At 52.0% G+C, this 22,492-nt stretch carries 25 protein-coding genes and 3 tRNA genes; 15 read left to right on the top strand and 13 right to left on the bottom strand.

Annotated elements, in window-relative coordinates:
• Positions 1-2,172: ComEC/Rec2 family competence protein (locus tag P3X23_RS04975; RefSeq protein WP_300873714.1), on the top strand; the 2,172-nt coding region annotated here is incomplete at its 5' end.
• Positions 2,173-2,378: 206 nt separating this feature from the next.
• On the opposite strand, the gene P3X23_RS04970 is transcribed toward P3X23_RS04975, so the two are convergent.
• Together P3X23_RS04970 and P3X23_RS04965 are read right to left on the bottom strand one after the other, a co-directional pair.
• Positions 2,379-2,660 (bottom strand): DUF2973 domain-containing protein, encoded by a 282-nt coding sequence (locus P3X23_RS04970; protein ID WP_300873712.1) that lies wholly within the window; start codon positions 2,658-2,660, stop codon positions 2,379-2,381.
• Between the two features lie 36 nt (positions 2,661-2,696).
• Positions 2,697-3,020, bottom strand: coding sequence for a DUF2605 domain-containing protein (locus tag P3X23_RS04965; RefSeq protein ID WP_300873710.1), 324 nt, complete (start codon positions 3,018-3,020; stop codon positions 2,697-2,699).
• Between the two features lie 182 nt (positions 3,021-3,202).
• Between P3X23_RS04965 and P3X23_RS04960 the strand changes: the two genes are divergently transcribed.
• Both P3X23_RS04960 and P3X23_RS04955 read left to right on the top strand, forming a co-directional pair.
• Complete coding sequence (locus P3X23_RS04960) at positions 3,203-3,739, top strand: phycobiliprotein lyase (RefSeq protein ID WP_300873708.1); 537 nt, start codon at positions 3,203-3,205, stop codon at positions 3,737-3,739.
• A complete protein-coding gene (locus P3X23_RS04955) occupies positions 3,739-4,092 on the top strand; it encodes a VOC family protein (RefSeq protein ID WP_300873707.1) in 354 nt (117 codons plus the stop codon). Before P3X23_RS04960 ends, P3X23_RS04955 begins: the two co-directional genes overlap by 1 nt.
• Here the strand turns inward: P3X23_RS04955 and sfsA are convergent.
• Complete coding sequence (sfsA, locus tag P3X23_RS04950) at positions 4,089-4,814, bottom strand: DNA/RNA nuclease SfsA (RefSeq protein WP_300873705.1); 726 nt, start codon at positions 4,812-4,814, stop codon at positions 4,089-4,091. The genes P3X23_RS04955 and sfsA overlap by 4 nt on opposite strands.
• A gap of 346 nt (positions 4,815-5,160) precedes the next feature.
• Here sfsA and P3X23_RS04945 point away from each other — a divergent pair, with 346 nt between their 5' ends.
• The 5 genes from P3X23_RS04945 (at position 5,161) to P3X23_RS04925 (ending at position 9,616) form a co-directional block, all read left to right on the top strand.
• Positions 5,161-5,496, top strand: a complete 336-nt coding sequence (locus tag P3X23_RS04945; RefSeq protein ID WP_300873703.1) for a rubredoxin — start codon at positions 5,161-5,163, stop codon at positions 5,494-5,496.
• The gene (locus P3X23_RS04940) at positions 5,486-6,526 is read left to right on the top strand and encodes a photosynthesis system II assembly factor Ycf48 (RefSeq protein WP_300873701.1); all 1,041 of its coding nucleotides are present in this window, start codon (positions 5,486-5,488) and stop codon (positions 6,524-6,526) included. The genes P3X23_RS04945 and P3X23_RS04940 overlap by 11 nt, the downstream gene beginning before the upstream one ends.
• Before the next feature lie 287 nt (positions 6,527-6,813).
• Positions 6,814-7,887: an aromatic ring-hydroxylating dioxygenase subunit alpha gene (locus P3X23_RS04935; protein WP_300873699.1), complete on the top strand. Its 1,074-nt coding sequence runs from the start codon at positions 6,814-6,816 to the stop codon at positions 7,885-7,887.
• A 56-nt stretch (positions 7,888-7,943) separates the two neighbouring features.
• Positions 7,944-8,723, top strand: coding sequence for an enoyl-ACP reductase FabI (fabI, locus tag P3X23_RS04930; protein ID WP_300873697.1), 780 nt, complete (start codon positions 7,944-7,946; stop codon positions 8,721-8,723).
• Positions 8,724-8,770: 47 nt separating this feature from the next.
• Complete coding sequence (locus P3X23_RS04925; protein WP_300873695.1) at positions 8,771-9,616, top strand: PspA/IM30 family protein; 846 nt, start codon at positions 8,771-8,773, stop codon at positions 9,614-9,616.
• Positions 9,617-9,622: 6 nt separating this feature from the next.
• On the opposite strand, the gene P3X23_RS04920 is transcribed toward P3X23_RS04925, so the two are convergent.
• The 4 genes from P3X23_RS04920 to P3X23_RS04905 all read right to left on the bottom strand — a co-directional run bounded on the left by P3X23_RS04920 (position 9,623) and on the right by P3X23_RS04905 (position 11,701).
• A tRNA-Lys gene (locus P3X23_RS04920) sits at positions 9,623-9,694 on the bottom strand.
• Between the two features lie 54 nt (positions 9,695-9,748).
• Positions 9,749-10,531 carry an HAD family hydrolase gene (locus tag P3X23_RS04915; protein ID WP_300873693.1) on the bottom strand — a complete coding sequence of 261 codons (783 nt, stop codon included), beginning with the start codon at positions 10,529-10,531 and terminating at the stop codon, positions 9,749-9,751.
• A 17-nt stretch (positions 10,532-10,548) separates the two neighbouring features.
• Positions 10,549-10,620 (bottom strand) — tRNA-Gln (locus P3X23_RS04910).
• Between the two features lie 70 nt (positions 10,621-10,690).
• Positions 10,691-11,701, bottom strand: a complete 1,011-nt coding sequence (locus tag P3X23_RS04905; RefSeq protein WP_300873691.1) for a TOBE-like domain-containing protein — start codon at positions 11,699-11,701, stop codon at positions 10,691-10,693.
• A 173-nt stretch (positions 11,702-11,874) separates the two neighbouring features.
• On the opposite strand from P3X23_RS04905, the gene P3X23_RS04900 reads away from it, so the two are divergent.
• The 3 genes from P3X23_RS04900 (at position 11,875) to P3X23_RS04890 (ending at position 14,607) form a co-directional block, all read left to right on the top strand.
• A tRNA-Phe gene (locus P3X23_RS04900) sits at positions 11,875-11,947 on the top strand.
• Complete coding sequence (locus tag P3X23_RS04895; protein ID WP_367186518.1) at positions 11,932-12,879, top strand: cobalamin-binding protein; 948 nt, start codon at positions 11,932-11,934, stop codon at positions 12,877-12,879. The genes P3X23_RS04900 and P3X23_RS04895 overlap by 16 nt, the downstream gene beginning before the upstream one ends.
• A gap of 138 nt (positions 12,880-13,017) precedes the next feature.
• A complete protein-coding gene (locus tag P3X23_RS04890) occupies positions 13,018-14,607 on the top strand; it encodes a glycoside hydrolase family 57 protein (protein WP_300873689.1) in 1,590 nt (529 codons plus the stop codon).
• A 12-nt stretch (positions 14,608-14,619) separates the two neighbouring features.
• On the opposite strand, the gene ffh is transcribed toward P3X23_RS04890, so the two are convergent.
• Positions 14,620-16,029, bottom strand: a complete 1,410-nt coding sequence (gene ffh / locus P3X23_RS04885; protein ID WP_300873687.1) for a signal recognition particle protein — start codon at positions 16,027-16,029, stop codon at positions 14,620-14,622.
• 269 nt (positions 16,030-16,298) lie between these two features.
• Between ffh and P3X23_RS04880 the strand changes: the two genes are divergently transcribed.
• From P3X23_RS04880 to P3X23_RS04865, 4 genes are all read left to right on the top strand, one after another.
• Positions 16,299-16,526, top strand: coding sequence for a hypothetical protein (locus P3X23_RS04880; RefSeq protein ID WP_300873685.1), 228 nt, complete (start codon positions 16,299-16,301; stop codon positions 16,524-16,526).
• 448 nt (positions 16,527-16,974) lie between these two features.
• Complete coding sequence (locus P3X23_RS04875; RefSeq protein WP_300873683.1) at positions 16,975-17,442, top strand: CAAD domain-containing protein; 468 nt, start codon at positions 16,975-16,977, stop codon at positions 17,440-17,442.
• A gap of 317 nt (positions 17,443-17,759) precedes the next feature.
• Entirely contained in the window at positions 17,760-17,963 is a 204-nt protein-coding gene (locus P3X23_RS04870) for a hypothetical protein (RefSeq protein ID WP_300873681.1), read from the top strand.
• 76 nt (positions 17,964-18,039) lie between these two features.
• On the top strand, positions 18,040-18,819 hold the full coding sequence (locus tag P3X23_RS04865) for an RNA methyltransferase (RefSeq protein ID WP_300873679.1): 780 nt from the start codon (positions 18,040-18,042) through the stop codon (positions 18,817-18,819).
• Here P3X23_RS04865 and psbZ read toward each other — a convergent pair.
• The 5 genes from psbZ to P3X23_RS04840 form a co-directional block, all read right to left on the bottom strand.
• Positions 18,816-19,004, bottom strand: a complete 189-nt coding sequence (gene psbZ, locus P3X23_RS04860; protein ID WP_298614337.1) for a photosystem II reaction center protein PsbZ — start codon at positions 19,002-19,004, stop codon at positions 18,816-18,818. The genes P3X23_RS04865 and psbZ overlap by 4 nt on opposite strands.
• Positions 19,005-19,120: 116 nt before the next feature.
• Positions 19,121-19,999 carry a M23 family metallopeptidase gene (locus P3X23_RS04855; RefSeq protein WP_300873677.1) on the bottom strand — a complete coding sequence of 293 codons (879 nt, stop codon included), beginning with the start codon at positions 19,997-19,999 and terminating at the stop codon, positions 19,121-19,123.
• Between the two features lie 116 nt (positions 20,000-20,115).
• Positions 20,116-20,871 carry a phycobilisome rod-core linker polypeptide gene (locus tag P3X23_RS04850; RefSeq protein WP_300873675.1) on the bottom strand — a complete coding sequence of 252 codons (756 nt, stop codon included), beginning with the start codon at positions 20,869-20,871 and terminating at the stop codon, positions 20,116-20,118.
• Between the two features lie 33 nt (positions 20,872-20,904).
• Positions 20,905-21,645: a phycobilisome rod-core linker polypeptide gene (locus P3X23_RS04845; RefSeq protein ID WP_300873673.1), complete on the bottom strand. Its 741-nt coding sequence runs from the start codon at positions 21,643-21,645 to the stop codon at positions 20,905-20,907.
• A 3-nt stretch (positions 21,646-21,648) separates the two neighbouring features.
• On the bottom strand, positions 21,649-22,482 hold the full coding sequence (locus P3X23_RS04840) for a phycobilisome rod-core linker polypeptide (RefSeq protein WP_300873671.1): 834 nt from the start codon (positions 22,480-22,482) through the stop codon (positions 21,649-21,651).
• Between the last annotated feature and the right edge of the window lie 10 nt (positions 22,483-22,492).

Raw genomic sequence — 22,492 nt, 5'->3', positions numbered from 1 at the left:
CTCTATGGGGGGCGCCGTTGGGGCGGCAAGGTTTGGCTGCGACTGCCTGCAAGTCAAAGTTTTGCGATCGCCACTGTGGTTGCCCTCTTGGCAATGGGCTATGTGTGGCTGCGCACGCCCCAGCCAGGGGTGAATGATATTAGTCGTTTAGTGCCGCGTCTTGAGGCTCTGAATCTACCGCCAACAGTGCTTGTCGAGGGTTGGGTTGAAACCACACCACTCCCTAATCGCGTCGGGCGACAACGTTTTTTCCTAGGGGTGGAGCGCTACCAAAATCTCAGTGAGGTACCCGCCCAAAGTGGGGTTCTGCAGGGGAGAGCCAGTGGTCGCCTTTACGTGACGCTTCCAGCAGAGCAAGGGGCAAAGCTATATCCCAGCCAGCGGATTCAGATCTCAGGGCGGCTCTATCTTCCCCGTGCTGGGGGCAATGAATTTTTTCGTGCCTTTAACTTTCGGCGACAGCTTCAGTTACAGCAGACCTTTGCCGGCTTAGCCGGCAATAGGGTCACCCTTTTGGATCAAGGATCACGGTGGGGGCTGTGGGCACTGCGGCAGCGAATTGTCCAAGTCCATGCCCAAGGATTGGGCGATCGCTATGGGGCTGTGGTCTCGGCAATGGTACTGGGCAGCCGTGCGGTGGCCATTCCCTTTGAGGTGCGCGATAGCTTTCGGCGAGTGGGGCTCTCCCATGCGCTGGCGGCCTCAGGGTTTCATACGGCTATTTTGTTAGCGGTTGTCTTGGCGCTGACCCGCCCCTTGCCGCAGCAGTGGTGCTATGGGTTGGGGGCTGGGGTCTTGGTGCTCTTTGCCTGCTTGAGTGGATTTGCTCCCTCAGCAATTCGAGCTGTGCTCATGGGTTTGGCGGGGTTAGTGGCTCTAGGGAATGGCCAAAGGGGGCAACCTCTTCTGATCCTGCTGGCGATCGCCACTGCCATGCTGATTTACAACCCTCTATGGATTGAGGACATTGGCTTTCAGTTGAGCTTCTTGGCCACACTGGGCTTAATTGTCAGTGCCCAACCCATCAGCGATCGCCTCGATTGGTTGCCAACGCCTTTCCGTAATCTAATTGCCGTGCCCCTCGCCGCCACCCTCTGGGTTCTCCCCTTTTCCCTTTCTATCTTTGGCGTTTTTCCTGTGTATGGTCTGCCGGCCAATGTCATTGCCAATCTGCCCCTTGTCCTCTTAACGGTTGGCGGCTTTATCAGTGCAATGATTGGCCTCCTCATTCCTCCTGTGGGTTCCGTCCTTGCCTGGCTCCTCTACTACCCCACGGCCTTTCTCCTGTGGCTCATCCAAGCTATTGGCCAGTTGCCGGGAGCAACAATTACCCTTGGCAGCCTGAGCTGGCTCCAAGTCGTAGTCCTCTATGGCCTGATTATTCTTGTGTGGCTCAGTCCTCGGTGGCGGCGACACTGGTTTTTGCTGTTTACCCTTGGCATCACCCTTGTTCTAGTGCCCTTTGTTTTGCGCCAAAACACCCTCTTGCAAGCCACTGTTCTCGCCAATACACAGGTTCCGACACTTGTAATTCAGCAGCCAGCAGGAACAGTAGTGATCAATGGGGGCGATGCCCAAGGGCTAACGGCTTTCTTGGCCCAAGAGGGTATTAACCGTATTGATTGGGCAGTGGCCAGCGATCGCCAGTACCGTCAACAGCAGGGCTGGCGCGACATCCATCGCATCGCCCCGATTCGCCAATTTACAGATGTGCCAACGGCCAAAAGTGATCCTGCCTATCGGGAAATGTTGGCCACCCTCAAGGTGCCCTATGAAACATTGCCTCTGCGGCAACCCGTTCAACTGGGTCAAGTAAAAATCACTGTCTTGCGCTCAGATCCTGCAATCTTAGCGTTGCAGATGGGGAGTAGTCGCTGGCTTTTTGTTCATGATCCTAGTCGCGATGCTGCGCAAACCGATTGGCTGGCCGTGACACCCGTAGAGCCGCCGCAGGTTCTCTGGTGGTGGGGCAGAACATTAACTCCCCGCCTATTTGAGATTGTCAAGCCGCGTAGTGTCATTCTTAGTCGCAACACCGTTGATCCGGCGATCGCCGACTATCTAAAGCAGAAACAAATTCCCTATTTTGTGGTTGGAGAAACAGGAGAAGTGCGCTGGCAAGCCGATGGCTCCCTAACGGCAAATGCCCCCAAAAACGATGGCTTGATTTAACTCTCACTGTGTTGCAGGCGTAAAGGTGCGGTTGCCAATGTTTCTTGGAGCACCTGCTAGATGCGCTATCGAATTTTTCCTCGATTGGGGTTTGCCCATCAGGAAGACCGCCGTTGCCGGCAACTGCCGCCGTGTCTCAGTCAAGACCTCTGCTAGAGCCGTTGCATCCACCTGAAACCATCGACTCAGGAACTGCCCATATTGCCCTAGGCTTGGCTTTCTCCACGCTGGTCGTCGCCATAGCTAGGGGATTCGCGGTAGATTGCATCCAGTTGGGCTCGGGCATCCTCCACACTCAGGGAGCGCATCACCAACAGGGGTTCATCAATGATGTGACCCTCGCTATCTAAGAGTTCTGGATGGGTCACCCGTTGCGGTGAAAATTGCCGTTGCGATTCTATACCGAGAGTCAACAAACTACGAATTAGATTGGCCATGGCCAGTAGTGCCAAGACCGTAAAGGCAACAATATAAATCAACTGCAACATGAAGAGAGCACCTCCGAGCCAAGCGCCGAGAATGGTTTAAGCGTCACAAGATTTCGATAAGCGATAGTGGTGGGCAACCTGCCAGCACTCCATCAACAGCGTATGCCACTGCATTAACACCTGGGTATCAACCCCCACTTGGCCGTCCGTTGCCCGAAAGAGGCTTTGGGTAGCAATCACATCATTGAGGGCAGTCTTTACTCGTTCAAGGAGTGCCTGCTGTTCTGCTACCCCTAAAAAGGGAATCACTTCTGTCTCCAGTAGCGAGCGCGATCGCGTGAACCAGTACTGAAAGTCTTCAAGTAGTGGCTCCAGCAAAACCTTAAGCAGTTGAGGTTCGGGTAAATTTGAGTGCAGCATAGGGATGGATAAGGACGACCTACTTCTATCTTAAATCTTAAACTCGTTTACATATCGTTACATTGTTCATTTTTGACCGCTCTTGCCTCGGCGCGATCGTTTGGAAGGAATCAAAGAGACGGTGTACCCTAAAAAAAGACTCAAAAATACCGATTTGACCCTCATTAGCAGTGTGTATAGGTATGGACATCCACGACTTTTTTGCCCAAAGTGCTGGCCGCTGGTTTTCTCAACGAACCAGTCATCACTTGGCCTTTAAGCAAACTGAGTCAGGCAAGTCTCAGTTAACCATTGAATTACTGTCTGTGGATGATCCTGCGGTAATTGCCCTGTGTCAGCAATACGACATCGATCCGACTTGGGCAGTGTGCGGCGCACGGGTCAGTTGGGACGGGACAATGGAATGGGACAGCGAGAAGCACGAAGGCTCAACGGTACTGGTACCCATCATGGATCAGGGGTCGCGCATGGAGGGCAAGCTCCTGCGAGAAATGGGCTATGCCGAAAAAGCGCCGGTTGCCGGTCGCTTCAGTATGGGCAGTGATGGTGCCCTAACATTAATTACCGAATACGAAACGATGTATTCCGAGGAACGTCTCTGGTTTGCCAGTCCTAATCTACGCCTGCGCACCAGTATTCTTAAGCGTTTTGGCGGCTTTAGTATGGCCTCCTTTTGCTCAGAAATTCGTCTGGGGGTGACACAATCCACCAACGCCTGATGGTCTTTCTCCACGTTGCTATTAACGTCTCAGATCTGGAGCGGGCTGCTGCCTTCTATGAGGGGTTGCTGGGTCTTACCCCCGTCGATCGCCCCCTGAAGTTTCCCGGCCGTTGGTATCAAATCGGTACCGTGCAAATTCATTTGATCCAAGCGGAAAAGGTAGTGCCTCCCCATCCAGATGAGCGCTGGGGACGCAACCCCCACTTTGCCCTTGGTGTGAGTGATTTGGCAGTTTTTGAACAGCGTCTAACTGCTGCCAAAATTCCCTTGCAACGCAGTGCCTCAGGACGGGCAGCGATTTTTGTAGCAGATCCCGATGGCAATCTAATTGAACTCAGTCAACTGTTTTAGAGTATCAGCTCAGCAAGGCCTAAAAACTGAATGCCCGTTGGCTCAATGGCAAAACGATAGGGTAAAATTTCCACCCCTTGGCTATAAGCAGCACGTAGTAGTTGTCCATAGGTAGGATCGGCACTGTCCCCCGGTGCAAAGCAATCGCAATCGCCGCGATTAATAAAATAGAGCATACACACCCGTGCCTGTGGCTCAGTTTGCCGTAGCCATTGCAGTTCCCGCAGATGCTTTTGGCCTCGGGGGGTTACTGTATCGGGAAACAGGGCTAAGCCCCCTTGCGCCCAAGTGGTATTTTTTACCTCAACATAGGCACAGGGTCGCTGGGGATGATCCGTCAGGTAAAAGTCGATGCGGCTGCGTTCTTGACCATAGGCCACCTCTCGCTGCTGGGTTTCGTAGCCCGCCAGTTCCGGTAGAATTCCTGCTGCCAAAGCTGAGGCAATCACCCGATTGGGCAAATTTGTATTTACCCCTACCCAAGTGCCATCGACAAAAATCATTTCCCATGTATAGGCCAGCTTGCGTTTAGGGTCAGCATGATAGGAGACTTGGACAGGAGCACCCACTTTGCAAATCCCTGTCATTGGACCAGTATTCGGACAGTGAGCCGTAATGCGATCGCCAGAGGTCAACTCAATCTCGGCAAAAAATCGCTGATAGCGACGACAGAGAATCCCCTCTTGGAGGGGTGGATAGTGCCAACACAAAGTGGAAGTCACAGGCAACAAGTGGAAAGCGCAGGTTTTTATTCTATCCCTAGTAGTAAAATGCCAGCCTCCCTTGCTCCTGTGGAAGCCGGCATTCTACGGAATATTAAAGGAGATTTAAGGTTAAGGTCTGTATAGGCTGACCTCAATTGAACACCTCTATGATGGCGTCACTTTTTAGAAAGGATGACTTTCCTAATCTTTTCTTTATATTTATGTGACAGCAGCCTAATATTTTGTTACATGTCTTAGACTTTCGCAGTATTGTCCTGAAAACTCCCCTGTCGTCGTCACAAGAAACGCCCCTAAATCCCGTAACATTAAGATGTATGTCGCAAATCTTAAAAATTTCTGAGGTATGACCGCCGAAACCCCTGATGTTGCCCCTTTGGATCGGTTTGAGTGCCGTGCCTGCGGCTACATCTATGAACCCGCAAAGGGCGACGAAAATCGTTCGATTCCCCCCGGCACTGCCTTTGCCGATCTCCCCCTAAACTGGCGGTGTCCAGTGTGCAGTGCCCCCAAAAAGCAATTTAGTAACATTGGACCTGTAGGCGCTCCCTCAGGTTTCAAGGAAAATCTCAACTATGGCTTCGGTGTGAATCGCCTCACGCCGGGTCAGAAAAATATCCTCATTTTTGGTGGTCTTGCCCTTGCCGTTCTTTTTCTACTGAGTTTCTATAATGTTCGCTAAACAAATTGACATTTATTGGCAAAAAATGAAAGGATTCAAGTTCCTGTATTTGCTACTGGTGACCGTTGTCCTCTGGGTAAACCTTAGCGCTTCTGCCCTCGCCATCCCGGCTTTGGACTACAACCCCTGGGAAGCGATCCAACTGCCAACGACTTCAACGATTCTCGACATGAGCTTTATTGACCGCAATCACGGTTGGCTGGTGGGCACAAATGCCACACTAATGGAAACACACGACGGTGGTCAAACTTGGGAACCGCGCACGCTGGTTTTAGATAATCCAGACTATCGCTTCAACAGCATTAGCTTTCAAGGGAACGAGGGTTGGATTGTCGGTGAGCCGCCAATTATGCTCCACACAACAGATGGCGGCCAATCTTGGCGGCAAATTCCCCTCAATCCCAAACTCCCCGGATCACCCCGCCTGATCAAAGCTTTGGGCAATGGCACAGCGGAGATGATTACCGATGTGGGTGCCATTTACCGTACCAAAGATAGTGGCAAAAACTGGCAAGCATTAGTCCAAGAAGCGATTGGTGTTATGCGCAACCTCAACCGTTCACCTTCTGGCGAGTATGTGGCTGTCTCTTCGCGGGGGAGCTTTTACTCCACGTGGCAACCGGGACAAACCGCTTGGGAACCCCATAATCGCACTACCTCGCGCCGTGTCCACAATATGGGCTTTACCCCCGACGGTCGCCTTTGGATGATTGTCAATGGCGGTAAAATTGCCTTCTCCGATCCAGAGAATTCTGAGCATTGGGGAGAACTCTTGAGTCCCCTGCGCTTTAATAGTGTCGGCTTCCTTGATCTGGCCTATCGCACACCCAATGAAGTATGGGTAGCAGGAGGTACTGGGGTGCTTCTCTGTAGCCAAGATGGGGGGCAAACGTGGCAGCAGGATGTGGATGTGAAAAAAGTCCCCTCGAACTTTTATAAAATTCTTTTCTTTGACTCCGATCAAGGCTTTATTCTGGGTCAAAAGGGAATCTTGCTGCGGTATGTCACTAACTTGACTGCGGCTACGTGAAGTAGAGAAGAAGTTATGTGACATACTCCCGACCCTCACGCTTTACGCAGAGGGCGGGCTTCTCCAGTCTTTTGACCTTCGCGTTTTACAGTGATATTCCTACTTCATCGCCCGTGGTGGAGCGGTGGAAGCGGTACGTTGAGTAGTAAGATTCCTCTTCAGGAGAGGGCGGGGCTTCCCGCCGATGAGCTAGAATCTAACTTTTCGGGGGCGATCGCTACAACCTCCAAGCGGTGTGCCCCTTTTTCCAGTTGAATTTTCTGCCCAGCATTTAGTACGATTGCGCCATGAATTCCAGCAACACAGCATTTTCGCTCCATGAAGGGAGCAACTTCCTGCGTAATATCTGGTACTACGGTCTGCCAGCCGCTGACCTCAAGCCGGGTCAGTGTCAAGCCAAAGTACTCCTAGGAGAACCCATCCTATTTTGTCGTACCACTTCGGGTAAACCCTTTGCTCTGCGCAATCTTTGTCCCCACCGGGGTATTCCCCTGCACTATGGTCGCTTCGATGGGGAGGAGGTGGAGTGCCCCTACCATGGCTGGCGCTTTAATGCCCACGGCCACTGTACACTGATTCCCTCCCTCACGAGTGATAGTGATGTCGATCTCAAGCACTTTGGTGTGTTGAACTATCCGGTGCAGGAGGTGCAGGGCAATCTCTGGATTTTTTTTCCGGCCAATGAACGCAATGTCAGCGACCCCACCTTGGAGGTACCCTTAGTGCCCGGATTTAGTGCCGAGACCCAACCCCAAGCGGTGCAAAAATTCATTTTTCCGGGACATCTTGACCAAGTATTTATCAACTTTATGGATCCCTCCCATGCGCCCTTTGTCCATCGGGCGTGGTGGTGGCGCAAACGGGGCAAACTCTTTGAGAAGGCAAAAACGTTTGACCCGTCGCCCTATGGCTTTACAATGCGTCGCCATCCCCTGCTGCGCAAATCTTGGGCGCACCATCTTTTAGGCGGTCACCCTGAGGTGGAAATTATCTATCGGCTACCGGGGATTCGCATCGAAACGAATTATAGCGATCGCCACACCTTTTGTTTTCTGATTACCCTCACCCCCATCAATGACCAGGAAACGGAACTCACGGCCACCTACTACTGGACATTTCCATGGCTTGCCCCCCTCAAGCCATTGCTGGCTCCCTTGGCACGGGAATTTCTTAACCAAGATTTGCGTATTGTTGCCAAGCAAAGTGAAGGCCTGAAGTATAACCCACCGTTGACCCTGATTAAGGAAGCAGATTACCAAGCCAAGTGGTATTACCAGATCAAGCGGGAGTACGAAAAAGCTACCCAAGAGGGACGCGAATTTGTTAACCCCCTCAAAACCCAAATCCTGCGCTGGCGCTAAAGGCAGCGACCCCTCTGGTAGGATGAGAGGATTAGATCGTTACACCGTCTGCACCTATGCTTTTAGATCTATCGGGAAAACGCGCCCTTGTTACAGGCATTGCCAATAACCGCTCCATTGCTTGGGGGATTGCTCAACAGCTCCATGCAGCAGGTGCCGAACTAGCAGTGACTTACCTTCCCGATGAGCGGGGAAAGCTCAAGCAAAAGGTCGAGGAACTCACCGCACCCCTTGCCCCCAAGCTACTCCTGCCTTTAGATGTGCAGCAACCCCAACAAATTGCCGAAACCTTTGCAGCAATTCAATCCACTTGGGGTGGCCTAGAGATTTTGATTCACTGTTTGGCCTTTGCTCAAAAAGAAGATTTGAGTGGTGACTTTTCAGCCGTCTCCCTAGAGGGCTTTAATCTTGCCCTCGATATTAGTGCCTACTCCCTGATTTCCCTCAGCCGTGCGGCAAAACCCCTGATGACCAACGGCGGTTCAATCATTACCCTTACCTATTTGGGGGGGGTGCGGGTGGTGCCAAACTACAATGTCATGGGCGTTGCCAAGGCAGCTTTAGAAATGAATGTGCGCTATCTAGCGGCGGAACTGGGACCTCAGCGTATCCGCGTCAATGGTATTTCCGCTGGCCCAATTCGTACCTTGGCCTCCTCAGCAGTGGGGGGCATTCTCGACATGATTCACCATGTGGAAGCCACAGCACCACTGCGGCGCACGGTAACCCAAACAGAAGTGGGTAACACAGCAGCTTTTCTTGCCAGTGATCTAGCCAGTGGCATCACTGGTCAAATTCTTTACGTGGATTCGGGCTACTGCATCATGGGCATGTGAAAGGTATGCGCTAGAGTAGAGTCAACGAGTTATTGACGAGGCAAAGCATGGGTTTACTTGATCGTGTGGGCATGGTGATTCGCTCTAACCTCAATGCCCTGGTAAGTTCTGCGGAAGATCCAGAAAAAATTCTCGAGCAAACGATTATTGACATGAATGCCGACTTGGTCAAGTTACGCCAAGCGGTTGCTCAGGCCATTGCCGCCCAAAAACGACTCGAACAACAGTACGCGCAAAATCTTAAAGATGCTCAGCAATGGGAAGAACGGGCACGGCTTGCCCTCAGCAGAGGAGATGAAGCCCTTGCCCTAGAAGCTCTCAACCGCAAGAAAACGGCAACGGACACCGCTGCTGCCCTCAAGGCTCAAGTGGATCAAATGGCGGTACAGGTGAAAACCCTCAAAGACAACTTAACGGCGCTGGAAAGCAAAATTTCTGAGGCGAAAACGAAGAAGGAGATGCTCAAGGCACGCGTCCGGGCAGCCAAGGCCTCTGAGCAGATTCATCAGGCCGTCAGCAGGGTGAGCACCTCTAATGCAATGGCAGCATTTGAGCGCATGGAAGATAAAGTCCTACAAATGGAGGCTCGCTCCCAAGCAATTGCGGAATTGAGTGGCGATACCTTAGAAAGTAAATTCCAGTCTCTCCAAAGCAGTGCCAACAAACAGGATGCGGAATTTGAACTGCTGGAAATGAAGCGGCAGATGGGCTTACTACCGGATTCCCCCTCTGCTGGTACGTTACCCCAGAGTGCCAGTGGCAGTAGTCAGTTAAATATCAATATCAGTGTCTCAACTCCAGAGGTGCAGGATGCGCCCCGTCCCAGCTCATCATCTCCCGCTAAATCCTTTGACGACGATATAACAGAACTGCGCCGCCTCTTGGAGAGTTAACCTAAGTGGGTCGCCTGGGATTCGAACCCAAGACCAATCGGTTAAAAGCCGAGTGCTCTACCGCTGAGCTAGCGACCCGCACTGTTTTGCAGCTTTTTTAGTATAGAGAAAACCTCCTTGAAAGACAAGGGGTTAGGGAGCAAACCAGTGGGGAAATTGGCAAAACTGTTCTAGGTTGAGGAGATGAATACGCGGATGTGCCTCGGCTTGGGCGCGATCGCCAACGGTGACATACCCCCAAGTAGCTAAAAAGAGTTCTGTTGCCTCTAATTCTGGGGTAGCTGCAACTTGTAAAAGCGCCCCAAGGCGATCTTCAACAAACCACAGAGGAGCACCGTAGGTTGACTGGAGGGCTTTAAGGATGTCGGCCTTAGGCTGCTGTTGCTCCTTGCCATAGATGGCCGCCGCAGGAAAGGAAATGCCCACTTGCGCCAGTAAATAGGTCACAAAGCGTTGCTCTTTGGTGGTGACAATGGCCAAGGGCTGCCCCTGAGCTTGCCAGCGCTGGAGAGCGGCCACAACACCCCTATAAAAATCATGGAGTGCTAGCCAGCTTTGCCAGTCTGTTTGAATCCAGCGATCGCGCAGGCTATCCACCCGTTCTCCTAAATCGGTAGCAGTCAGATGGTAGGCAGCAAGCAGGCGATCGCGCACCTTTGGCCAGTCTGCGAGAATCTCTTGAGCAGGGGTGCCTTCAAGGATTGCCCGCAATAGGAGCGGCATCTCCCAACCCACTGTAATCACAGGCCGAAGTTGACAAAATTCGCGCTCTAGCCTCTCTAGGGAAAGGGTCAAGGGCTGGTCAGACCACACCTGCTGATACACCCGCCAACTGGTTTGAAAATATTCCCGCAGGCCGTTGCAGAGCACGCCATCAAAGTCTAGAGCCAGTAAAGAGGGAGGAGTTTGGGTCATTAATTTTTTAGCTTCAACTGGGGCGGGAGGATTCGAACCCCCGAATGGCGGGACCAAAACCCGCTGCCTTACCGCTTGGCGACACCCCATTACATCGCTTTGTTAGCATAGCAAGTCTGGCGACTTTTGTTCAAGGGATAAGCTGATTTTTTTTCGTGCCTAAATGCTGTAGTACAGGGGAAACGATTTTGCTTCCCGTGGCTTAATAAAAACCTGCTGTTGGGGTTCAAGGCGAAGCTCATCAAATCGTTCCCGCGATAAGTGGGCCATCAATTCTTGCCCATCGTCTAGGCGCAGTTCCACTTGAATTTCCCAGCCAAGGTGAATGATGCGGTGAATGCGGGCTGAGACCGTACTGCCATTGGGACTAGTCTCAATAATGATGTCGTGGGGGCGCAGAAAGATATCGCAGTGGGGGGGAGTGCCTTCCGTTTCTTGAAAGACGCGGGAGCGCAGGACATTTACAGGACCAATGAAGCTCATGACAAAGGGACTGGCGGGATGGTCGTAAATTTCCGCAGGCGTGCCCACCTGCTCCACCTGACCTTTGTTCATGACCACAATTTGATCGGCAACTTCCATGGCTTCCTCTTGATCGTGGGTCACAAATACCGTTGTGACATGGACATCGTCGTGGAGATGTCGCAGCCATGCCCGCAGTTCTTTGCGCACCTTGGCATCAAGGGCGCCAAAAGGCTCATCCAGTAACAGCACCTTCGGTTCTACGGCAAGGGCTCGGGCAAGAGCCACCCGCTGGCGCTGTCCTCCCGATAGCTGAGAGGGGTAGCGATCGCCCAAACCCGTCAACTGAACCAACTCTAACAGTTCTTCAACTCGGGCTTTAATCTTGGCACGGGGCACCTTGCGCAGCTCTAGGCCAAAGGCGATATTTTGGCGCACAGTCATGTGCTTGAAAAGGGCATAGTGCTGAAAGACAAAACCAATATTACGCTCTTGGACACTTTGATAGGTCGCGTCTTTACCCGTGAGCAGAATCCGGCCAGTGTCGGGTATTTCTAGACCCGCAATCAGCCGCAGTAGGGTTGATTTGCCAGACCCCGAAGGCCCCAACAGCGCCACCAAAGAGCCACTGGCAATGTCCAAATCCACCTGCTTGACCGCTTGAAAAGAGCCAAAGGACTTAGAAACGTTTTCAATGGTGATGCCCATAGCACTGCCAGCAATACTCTAGTTTCTCTATAAGATTACCGTAGTTTTGAGGCCTTGTGCCTTTGCCCACGTGTTAGTCAACAGCCCTCTTTCAATCATGCACTCAACAATTGATTTTCTGAGAGACTTGTCATAGCACCAAGACACTTGCTAGAATCATTAAGCACCTTTAAGCCGGGATAGCTCAGTTGGTAGAGCAGAGGACTGAAAATCCTCGTGTCGCCAGTTCAATTCTGGCTCCTGGCATTTCTTCCCCCATCCGCCTGGTCTCCCTCTTACCCAGTGCCACAGAAATTGTTGCAGCTCTTGGGTTCACTTCGTTTCTTGTGGGACGTAGTCATGAGTGCGACTATCCACCAGAAGTCAAGGCATTGCCAGTTTGTACACGAGCACGGCTAGATGTAAAGCAGTCTAGCCTGGCCATTGAACAAGCAGTCCAAAACCTTCTGCAATTGGCCTTGGGCATCTATGATCTAGAGCTGGCAACCCTCCAGCGGCTCCAGCCCACCCATATCATTACCCAAGATCAATGCGATGTCTGCGCGGTAACTCTGGGGGATGTCCAACGGGCGATCGCCGAACTCTTTGACCCACCCCCCCAGTTGATTTCACTGCAACCCCATTCCCTGGCGGATGTTTGGCAGGATATTCGGCAAGTTGCTCATGCCCTTGGGATGTCTGCTGACCCCCTCCTAAAGTCACTGCACACAAGAATTCAGGCCTGTCAAGCATGGGTGAGCGATCGCCCGCGGCGGCAGGTGGTCACCATTGAATGGATTGACCCCCTAATGACCAGTGGCAATTGGGTGCCAGAGTTAATTGCCCTAGCAGGTGGTGAACATGTGCTAGGTACAGCGGGAAAACACTCTTCCTATATTGAGTGGTCAACCCTGCTGGCAATTAATCCAGAGGTGATCATTGTCATGCCCTGCGGTTTCGACCTCGAACGCACCCGTCAAGAACTCCACCAAGCAGTGCAAACTTATCCCCAATGGCAACAATTGCGTGCCCTGCAAAGCGGTCAACTGTACATTGTGGATGGCAATGCCTACTTTAATCGCCCCGGCCCGCGCCTAGTGGATTCCCTTGAGATTCTTGTAGAAATTCTCCACCCGTCTCAGGAACCGAAGTTTCAAGGCACTGGCTGGCAGCAATATGCCCTACCCCTGGCAGAATGACCCCTCAAGCAATGAATCTGAAAAAAAGATAAAAATTGACCGTTGCAGATTTGGCTATTTCGCCTAAGATGAGGGAAACTCAACTGATCTCATTGATCCCGTGCCGTTGTCCCAAATACATCAATAGGCAAACTTCCTATGGCAATTGGTTATTTAGCACTGGTTTTGCATGCTCACCTCCCCTTTGTTCGCCATCCCGAGAGTGACTACGTCTTAGAGGAAGAGTGGCTGTTTGAGGCGATTACCGAAACCTATGTGCCCCTCATCTGGATGTTTGAGGGGCTAAAGCGGGACGGCGTGGACTTCAAAATGACCATGAGTATGACACCGCCATTGATTTCAATGCTGCGGGATCCGCTGTTGCAGGAACGCTATGATCAGCACTTGGCAAAACTAGAGGAACTGGCGGAGCTAGAAGTAGAGCGCAATACCTACAATGGCCACATCCGCTACCTTGCCGAGCACTATGCCCGAGAATTCAACCGCGTGCGGCAAACGTGGGAACACTACGATCGCGACCTTGTCAAGGCCTTTAAGCAGTTTCAAGACACCAACAATCTAGAAATCATTACCTGTGGTGCCACCCACGGCTACTTGCCCCTCATGAAAATGTACCCTCAAGCGGTGTGGGCACAACTACAGGTGGCCTGTGAACACTATGAACAAACCTTTGGTCGTCCGCCCAAGGGCATCTGGCTACCGGAATGCGCCTACTACGAAGGCCTAGAGCGAATGCTTGCCGATGCTGGTTTGCGCTATTTCATTACCGATGGCCACGGTATTCTCCATGCCCGTCCCCGCCCTCGCTTTGGCACCTATGCACCGATCTTTACCGAAACAGGAGTAGCTGCCTTTGGTCGGGATCACGAATCCTCCCAGCAGGTGTGGTCATCGGAGGTGGGCTATCCGGGGGCACCTGAATACCGCGAATTCTACAAGGACTTGGGGTGGGAAGCTGATTACGAATACATTAAGCCCTACATCATGCCCAATGGCCAACGCAAAAATACCGGGATTAAGTACCACAAAATTACTGGCCGCGGTCTTGGTTTAGGGGATAAGCAACTCTATGACCCCTACTGGGCACGGGAAAAAGCAGCCGAACACGCTGCTAACTTCATGTTTAACCGCGAAAACCAAATTCGTTATCTCTATCACTTAATGCAACGTCCACCGATTGTCGTCTCTCCCTACGATGCTGAACTCTATGGCCATTGGTGGTATGAAGGACCATGGTTTCTGGACTTTCTCTTCCGCAAGGTTTGGTTTGACCAAGACACCTTTGCCATGATCCACTTGGCAGACTATCTCCGTGCCCATCCCACACAGCAGGTGTGCCGTCCTTCCCAGTCTAGTTGGGGTTACAAGGGCTTCCATGAATACTGGCTCAACGACACCAATGCTTGGATTTATCCCCACCTTCACAAAGCCGCCGAACGGATGATTGAGCTGGCCAAGGGAGAGCCGTGGGATGAACTGAGTTGGCGTGCCCTCAACCAAGCAGCGCGGGAATTACTGCTTGCCCAATCCTCAGACTGGGCGTTTATTATGCGCACTGGAACAATGGTGCCCTATGCAGTTCGCCGCACCCGTAGCCACCTGATGCGCTTCCATAAGCTCTACGATGACATCAAGGCACAAAAAATTGATGCTGGTTGGCTGGAAAAGGTGGAAGCAATTGACAACATCTTTCCTCACATTAACTATCGGGTTTATCGCCCCTTGTAGTCAGGGCAATACTTAAAGAACGCCAAAGCCTTTGCGTTTCTTTTGTTTCTTGGGCTTTTTAGGTATCTGAGGGCGTCCCCCACGACCCATTGGGTTCATGCCTGGCATCCCCATTCCTGGAAAGCCCCCTTGACCCATCTGCTGCATCAGCGATCGCATTCGTTGGAAATCACTGACCAACTTTGTAACATCGGCAACTTGATAACCCGAACCCTTGGCAACCCGTTCACGGCGACTGGGGGAGTTAGCGAGAAGTTCAGGATTACGGCGTTCTTCACGAGTCATGGAGTTAATCATGGCTTCTGCCCGCTTGAGTTGCATTTCCCCCTGCTGGAGTTGCTCCGTTGAGATTTTGTTCATGCCGGGAATGAGCTTCATAATTCCCGCAAGGGAACCCATATTTTTAAGTAGGCGCAGTTGTTTAAGAAAGTCATCAAAGTCAAACTGGGCTTCGAGAATTTTGCGGGACATTTTTTCAGCATCGGCCAAGTCCACTTCCTCTTGGGCTTTTTCCACAAGGGTAAGGACATCCCCCATCCCTAAGATGCGAGAGGCCAAACGATCGGGATAAAAGGGTTGAAGAGCCTCGACTTTTTCGCCGACACCAATAAACTTGATGGGTTGTCCGGAAACTTGGCGGACAGAAAGAGCGGCACCGCCGCGTGTATCCCCGTCTAGCTTGGTAAGAATGGCGCCCGTAATCCCCACCTGCTCATGGAAGGCACGGGTGAGATTGGCTGCCTCTTGCCCAGTCATGGCATCCACCACTAAGAGGATTTCGTGGGGTTGTACCGCTTCCTTGATGGCGGCCAGTTCTGCCATCATCTCGGCATCAATTTGCAAGCGCCCCGCCGTGTCAATAATCACGGTATCCACACCGAGTTCTTTGGCCTTGGCCACTCCTTGGCGGGCAATTTCCACTGGGCTAACTTCTGTGCCCAGCTCGAACACGGGCACGTCAATTTGTTTACCGAGGGTGATTAACTGGTCAATGGCCGCGGGGCGATAAACATCGGTGGCCACCAAAAGGCTGCTGCGCCGTTCTTTGCGCAGGTGCAGGGCGAGCTTTGCTGTAGCCGTGGTCTTCCCCGTTCCCTGTAAACCTGCCATAAGAATAATCGTCGGTGGCGGCTCTACGTGAGCAAGGGGACTGTAGGATTCCCCCATTACCTCAACGAGGGCATCGTAAACAATTTTGATAAATTGCTGATCGGGACGAACCCCAGTAATGACCTCAGCACCGATCGCCCGCTGACGCACGTTTTCAATAAAGTCTTTGGCAACTTGGAGGTTGACATCGGCCTCCAGTAGGGCACGGCGCACTTCCCTAAGAGCTTCTTGAATATTGTTTTCCGTAATTTTGTCTTGACCGCGTAGGGTTTTCCAAGCAGATTCAAGGCGTTCAGCAAGGGCGTCAAACATGGATTACAGCTCAAGGGGCAACAATAATAATTAAATTGACCTTAATTGATTTTAGAGTATCTATCCTAGCAAACCGTCCCTGACAAAGAGTCCTTGCACCTGATTCCAGAAAACACCTGTCAGTTGTAATCCCCAGCAAAGTGAGCAACGGAAGTCAACTGTATCCGCTAGGCTTTCACGGTAAGATAAATAACTAAGGGTTAGAGGCTTTTTCTATAGGGTTCTATAAAGACTGCCTACAAAAAGCTCTGATCGGCGGGAGGTGTCCGATGCTGGTGATCCTCACCCAAAATCAGATTTTACCGTCACAGTCTGTGTGTCAATCCTGCTTGTTTGCCGACCGCCAAGGTCAACCCCGCTGGCAAGCGGGTCAGCTCCGATGTGGGGCACCCTTAGGGGGTACTGTCGAAGCGGGATGTCAACACTTTCGCTGTCAAATGGGGTTTCACTTAGTGGCGGTATCAGATTTGCCCACTCCTCTAGAGCAAGACCACTGAAGGAGATCACTACATAACGAATATCAATGCTGGAATTTGAAACTACGATCCACAAGACTTTTACGGCGAATGGTTTCTGGCCAAGGGACAGCCATGACCCTTTATTCAAGCCCTGTTACAAGGGGTGCAATTGCTCCTAGCGGGAGAACTACAACAGCGCCCAAAAACTCCTCAACAGCTGATATTTAACATTGGCGCCACATTCACCGTCTATGGTGCCACAGAAGGGACCGCGCGGGTCATGCCCTTGAAACTGGCGTGGCCGATGACAAGGTAATTTATGCCTACGTGCTGCAAATGATTCGCTATTGCCTTATAAAGCTGTCTTTTGGGAACATAAGATGCTAGCGGTAACGCACCACCTATGTTAAACAATTATTAGCTATTAACCAACACTGATCGGTGAACTTAGCCTAAACTTGCTGAGGTACTGAAGGAATTTAAGCGCATGAATGAATTTGAGACATCCCCAACCACAGAAACCACCCATACGGAAAAGCCCATTTTTGAACCAACGCCGGCACCAGCACCCCTAGCGGAACGGGAGCAAGCCATAGCCTCCAAAGCAGATGGTCTCACAGATGAACAGTGGCAACAGGCTCGCGAAAAACTCTATTGGCTCCTCACGGTCTTCCCCGATCAAGTCAGTACATTTGTGGGTGAATACAAGCAGCCCCTGCGCACGCTCTTCATTATTCTTGCCACTGTCCCCTTTGTGGCACTAGCGGTTGCCATTTTAGAAGTGGTGAATGCTATTCCCCTCTTAGAGCCAACCTGTGAACTTGTGGGTTTTGGCTATACTTGCTGGTTTCTCTATCGCTATGTCCTTTTTGAATCAGGCCGCCGCGAATTTGGCCAAAAGGTGAACGAGTATAAATCCCGTATTCTTGGCAATGAAGGCGGCAGTTCTTCCTAAGGAAATTCAAAATTCATGCGGCTGCACTACCTCCAGCATGTGCCCTTTGAGACCCCCGCGTCCATTGCGCAGTGGGCGATGCCGGTGGTTTTGATTGGCAGGGGAGTCATCTCTATGCAGACGAGCCGCTACCAGCTTGGACGGAGGCGGATGCCCTAATCGTTATGGACGACGGATCTATGGGGGTACACGATGATGCTCTCTACCCTTAGTTAGTAGCTGAGAAGGCCTTTTTACGGGAAGCGATCACCAGTAGGTTGTCCATTTTAGGGATTTGCCCTAGTGCTCAACTCTTGGCACAAGTTCTAGCAGCAGAGGTGACCCCCGCGCCCATGAAGGAAATCGGCTGGTTTCCCATTGAACTCACAGCAGCCGCCCAAGCGCATCCTTCGTTTCAGGATTGGCCATCCCAAGCAGGGATTCCTGTGGGGCGATCGCGTTATTGGTCTTCAATTTCCCCCGTCAGCCTTGGGGAGTTAATTGAGCACTGGTACCCAGTCCCCACATTCAATCAGCGATAGAAATTGAAGCCCAAGCGCCACAAACAGCCATCTTAACCCTTTATCTGGAACGTTTACTTGACCGCTGGATTGGGCAGTGATCATTACTAGTCGGCAGAATCCCCTGGTGCGCTCGATCCGCAAGCTGCACCACCGCAAATATCGCCAAGGGCACTTGCTCTTAGAGGGCACTCACCTGCTACAGGAAGCCCTAGCCGCCGGCTACCGTTTTTCAGTGGTTTGTTACACGGGGTCTTGGCAAGCGAAGCAATCCTCAGCATTTTGGCAACAGGTTCTCCACAGGAGCGATCGCACCGTTGAAGTCAGTGACGAAGTGCTTGCCGCCCTTTGTACAACAATGACCCCCGATGGCGTGATAGCTGTAGTCAACCATGTTCCTTCCTCTACATTGCCCCTAAAGGGGTTAGGCTTGTGTTTAGTTACCCTTCAGGATCCCGGTAACTTGGGAACGATTATTCGTACCGCTGCCGCAGTGGGTGTTGAGGGACTATTGCTGACTGCCGATTGTGTAGACATCACCCATCCAAAAGTGTTACGTGCCAGTGCTGGCCAGTGGTTTCGCCTACCCATGCAAACCGTTACCGATGGTTTGGCAACTCTCAAAGCCTATCAAGCCCAAGGATGGCAAATTGTGGTTACACTCCCAACCGCACCGCTGATCTATTGGCAGGCGGATTTTCGTCAACCCACCTTACTTGTCATGGGAAATGAGGGCCAAGGGCTGCCCTTGGCCTACCATGACACTACATTTACTGCGCTGCGGATTCCCCAGGAACCAAACGTTGAATCGCTGAATGTAGCGATTGCTACAGCAGTGCTCTTGTACGAAGTCTATCGTCAACGCTGGTCGGACTAAACCACAAAGAAGTTGAGAACACCCACCACCAGCACGAGGGCAATCCATAGCCCGGAGCCAAGGAAAATTAACTGCTTTGAGCGATCCCAATCTTGGGGAGAGGCGAAGGCCACTGGCACACCCACCACCATCACAAAGGACAGGATGACAAGGGCAGCAAGAGCCAGTTGAAAGAGAATCGTCATTGTTGCTAACTCCCAAATCTTATCAGCGGCAATGGTAGCGAAGCGGCTACCTCTGAAGTAGCATTATCTCGCATTTCTTGACCGTAAACTAGGCAGGGAAGCTCGTGGATATCGCACTACTGCCAGCCGTGGCTCAGCCATGACTGCGGATCAACGCACTCGCCATTGACGTAGAGTCCCCAGTGAAGATGCGGTCCTGTGGAGGCACCAGTATTGCCCACGGTGCCAATCACTTGCCCCGCCTCCACCATTTGTCCCTCTTGAACGCGAATTTGATCAAGGTGGAGGTAAATCGTCAGTACCCCTTGTCCATGATCAATACCCACGGTGTTGCCATGGATCAGAAATCCTTGGGACTCTCGCCCCACTAAAGCCACACGTCCTCGCTGAGCGGCCACTACCGGTGATCCCTTTGGCCCTGCATAGTCAACGCCTCGGTGGAAGTAGTCTTTGGCAAAAACCCCGTTGTAGTACCGCCGCACGCCGTAGGGGGTGGTCACAGAGCCACTGTTGGGGCGGCGAAAAGGCCCTTGCCAGAGTTTTTCGGGCGTCACCAGTGTCTTAAAGGCATCCACGCGATCAAATTCAACATCCGTTCCTGGGGAATCTTTGCTTGGGGGCAGCCAAATGTGTTGCACAGGAAACGAGCGATCGCCCACCCACAGCAACATATTGCGGATTTCATTGCCTGCCCGAACCACCAATGAACGGCGCCCCGCTGTCTGTAGCGGTGTTGTTGCCACAAAAGCCCGCCATTGCTGTGGGCTAATGGAGAATACCGGCAGTGCTTTGCCGGCCACCTCGATAGTCGGCTGTTCTGCAGCGTTGACCACAATGGCGAGTGTATCTCCCAAAATAGCGCGATCGGGAGTCACGGTTACCGTGAGGGGAATGGTGACCTGACTACTCGCGGGCACAACAGTGAGAGTGACGATGGCGGGTACTAGCCAAGGCAGAAGGCGATCGCTCATAGCTTGATCTAACAGTGAGACCATTAAAACAAAACTATGCTAGCGTTCCAAGAAACTCAAGAAATTCATTGGGTATTGAACAAAAAAGCCGCCAGTCAATTTGCCGACGGCTACACTATTAGTGCATTCCTTAGTTTTACTTAACGACGGCGGGGCACTTTCGCTAAGTAGTCAATATCAGCTGCGCGCAACTGTTGGGCATAGCGCGCCTTGGGTGCGATCGCCGCTGCCAAATCGCGATATTTGCGCGGGTCGCCCTCCGGAAGCCGCCGCTCTTGAAACTTGCGATCGTAGAATTTCTCCAAGGTAAACCGCCAATCGGTGGTGGTGGTGCCCACTTTGTCGCGGTATTCAAAGCCATAGCGTGGCGTTACGAGATTAAAAGGACGTCCCTCCATTCGCTTGCGCTGGTAGGGTACCGTAAAGTCACCGAAGGCATTGGTGTATTCCTCGCTGTCGAGGAGGGCATCGACAAAGCCATAGAAGCCAAGGGTGCCGATTTTAATTGACCAAGCAATTTTTTCCTCTTCATTGTAGGCACTGCGCCCCAAAAAACGCCGCAGGCAAACATCCACCAAACGGTAGTTGTTATTCACAGCTACCACTGTATTATAGAACCGCTCCGATTTCGCCAAACCACGAATAAAGTCCCGCACTGTAATCACCCGATTCACCAATTGGGACTCGAGGGTGACCTGCCGATTAAAGGCCAAGGTGGCGTGCTCGCTGAAGACCTGCCGATAGCAGGCCCAGATCACCTCGCGAATTTCCGCGTAGGAAGTCGCATCCTCAAGACGATAGATATAGGGGGTATCTTCGTTTTGATCGGCAATGCCAAAACTGGCGACGCGGTGGTTTTGAGTCGTAGGCTTGTAGGCGAGTAGAGGTAAGTCCATGGATCTCTCCCAAGTCAAAGAGTGAAACAATAGCTAGGGCAGCGGAAAGGTCGCCGTTGGGTTGATCGAAACCGGTACCGTTGGGCGATCGCGCCGCGTGGTATCGGGGATTTGCACATTGGCTGTGGACACTGGCTTGAATTGCAGCGGTGTCACCTTGACCGACCGTGCCATCTCCAAGAAATTGCGAATATCGCCCCACTTGTAGCGGCTGTTTTCTAACTTATCGCGCCAGTAGTCACCATAGCGAGGGGTAACTAAGTTGAAGGGGCGGTCTTTATAGCGACGACGCTGGTAGGGCACTGTGTTGTCGCCAAAGTTTTGCGTATATTCATCACTATCCACAAGGGTATCCACAAATTTCTGCCAACCATCGGTGGCAATGCGAATAGACCACGCCAATTCTTCCTGTTTGTTGTAGGGAGCACGCCCAAGGAGCCGCTTCAGGGCAATTTCCACTAGGCGATAGTTGGAGTTGGTCTCCACCACCAAGCGGCGGAATGTCTCTGATTTGGCTAGGCCGCGAATAAAATCCCGCACCGAAATGGCACGATTGGTCAGTTGCGATTCCAAATGGGGCTGGCGGGTACTTTTGAGGACAACATGTTCGCTAAACACTTGGCGATAGGCTGCCCAAATCAGTGCATCAATATCCGACTGATCCACTGCATCTTCTAAGGAATAGCGCCAAGGGGTTTCTTCATTGGGGACTTCATAGCCCGGTACCCGTTGATTTTGGGAACTGGGGGCGTAGCTTAGCAAGGGAATCGTCATGGCTTACACCTTTGGTTGAGAGGGCAAATAACGGTAGGGCAAAGCAACGGCCACAGGTTTGACGGGGGTGGGTGGTAAATCCCGCTCTTGGGCTGTGTTAGGAACCTTCACCAAACTTGAGGTAGCCCGTGCCACATGGCGTTGACTATCGAGAGTGGGCACCACAATTGAACGCGCCATAGAGAGGAAATTGGCCGGAATCGCCCCCCGGATCACTTGCTTGTCGAGGGGCCCTGTGGTGTAGTAGCGCACCTGATAGTAAGAACGGCCACTGAGGGACATTTCCTTGTTGCGCCAGTAGTCGCTGTAGCGGGGATTAACAAGGTTAAAAGGACGCGCCCTGCGCCGCCGCCGCTGGTAGGGGACAATATCGGCACCAAAGTTTTGCTGGTACTCTTCACTGTCCACAAGGGCATCAATAAATCCCTCAAGGCCACGGGTGGCTAAAATAATTGACCAAGCAATCTGTTCTTGCCGACCATAGGTAGGGCGACCTAAGAAGCGCTTAAAGGAGATATCCACGAGGCGGTAGTTGGAGTTGACCGCCGCTACTTGTTCGCGATAGACCACTGACTTACCTAAGCCGCGGATGAAATCTTGAACAGAAATGGCACGGTTGCGCAGTTGTGATTCTAAGAAAGGCTGGCGGTAGGAGGCCAAAATCAGGTGCTCACTAAAAATTTGGCGATAGGCTGCCCAAATTAAGGCATCCACGTCTGTGGCATCGGTGGCATCGGTGAGGCGGTAAATGATGGGATCATCCTCGGCGGGGACTTCATAACTGACCACCCGCTGGTCAAGGGTTCTGGGCTTCACAGCCAGCAAGGGTAACGACATAACTTTCCAA

The sequence above is a fragment of the Thermosynechococcus sp. Uc genome, assembly GCF_029335995.1.
In the GTDB taxonomy this organism is placed as follows: domain Bacteria; phylum Cyanobacteriota; class Cyanobacteriia; order Thermosynechococcales; family Thermosynechococcaceae; genus Thermosynechococcus.
This window is presented reverse-complemented; position numbering and strand designations above follow the sequence as displayed.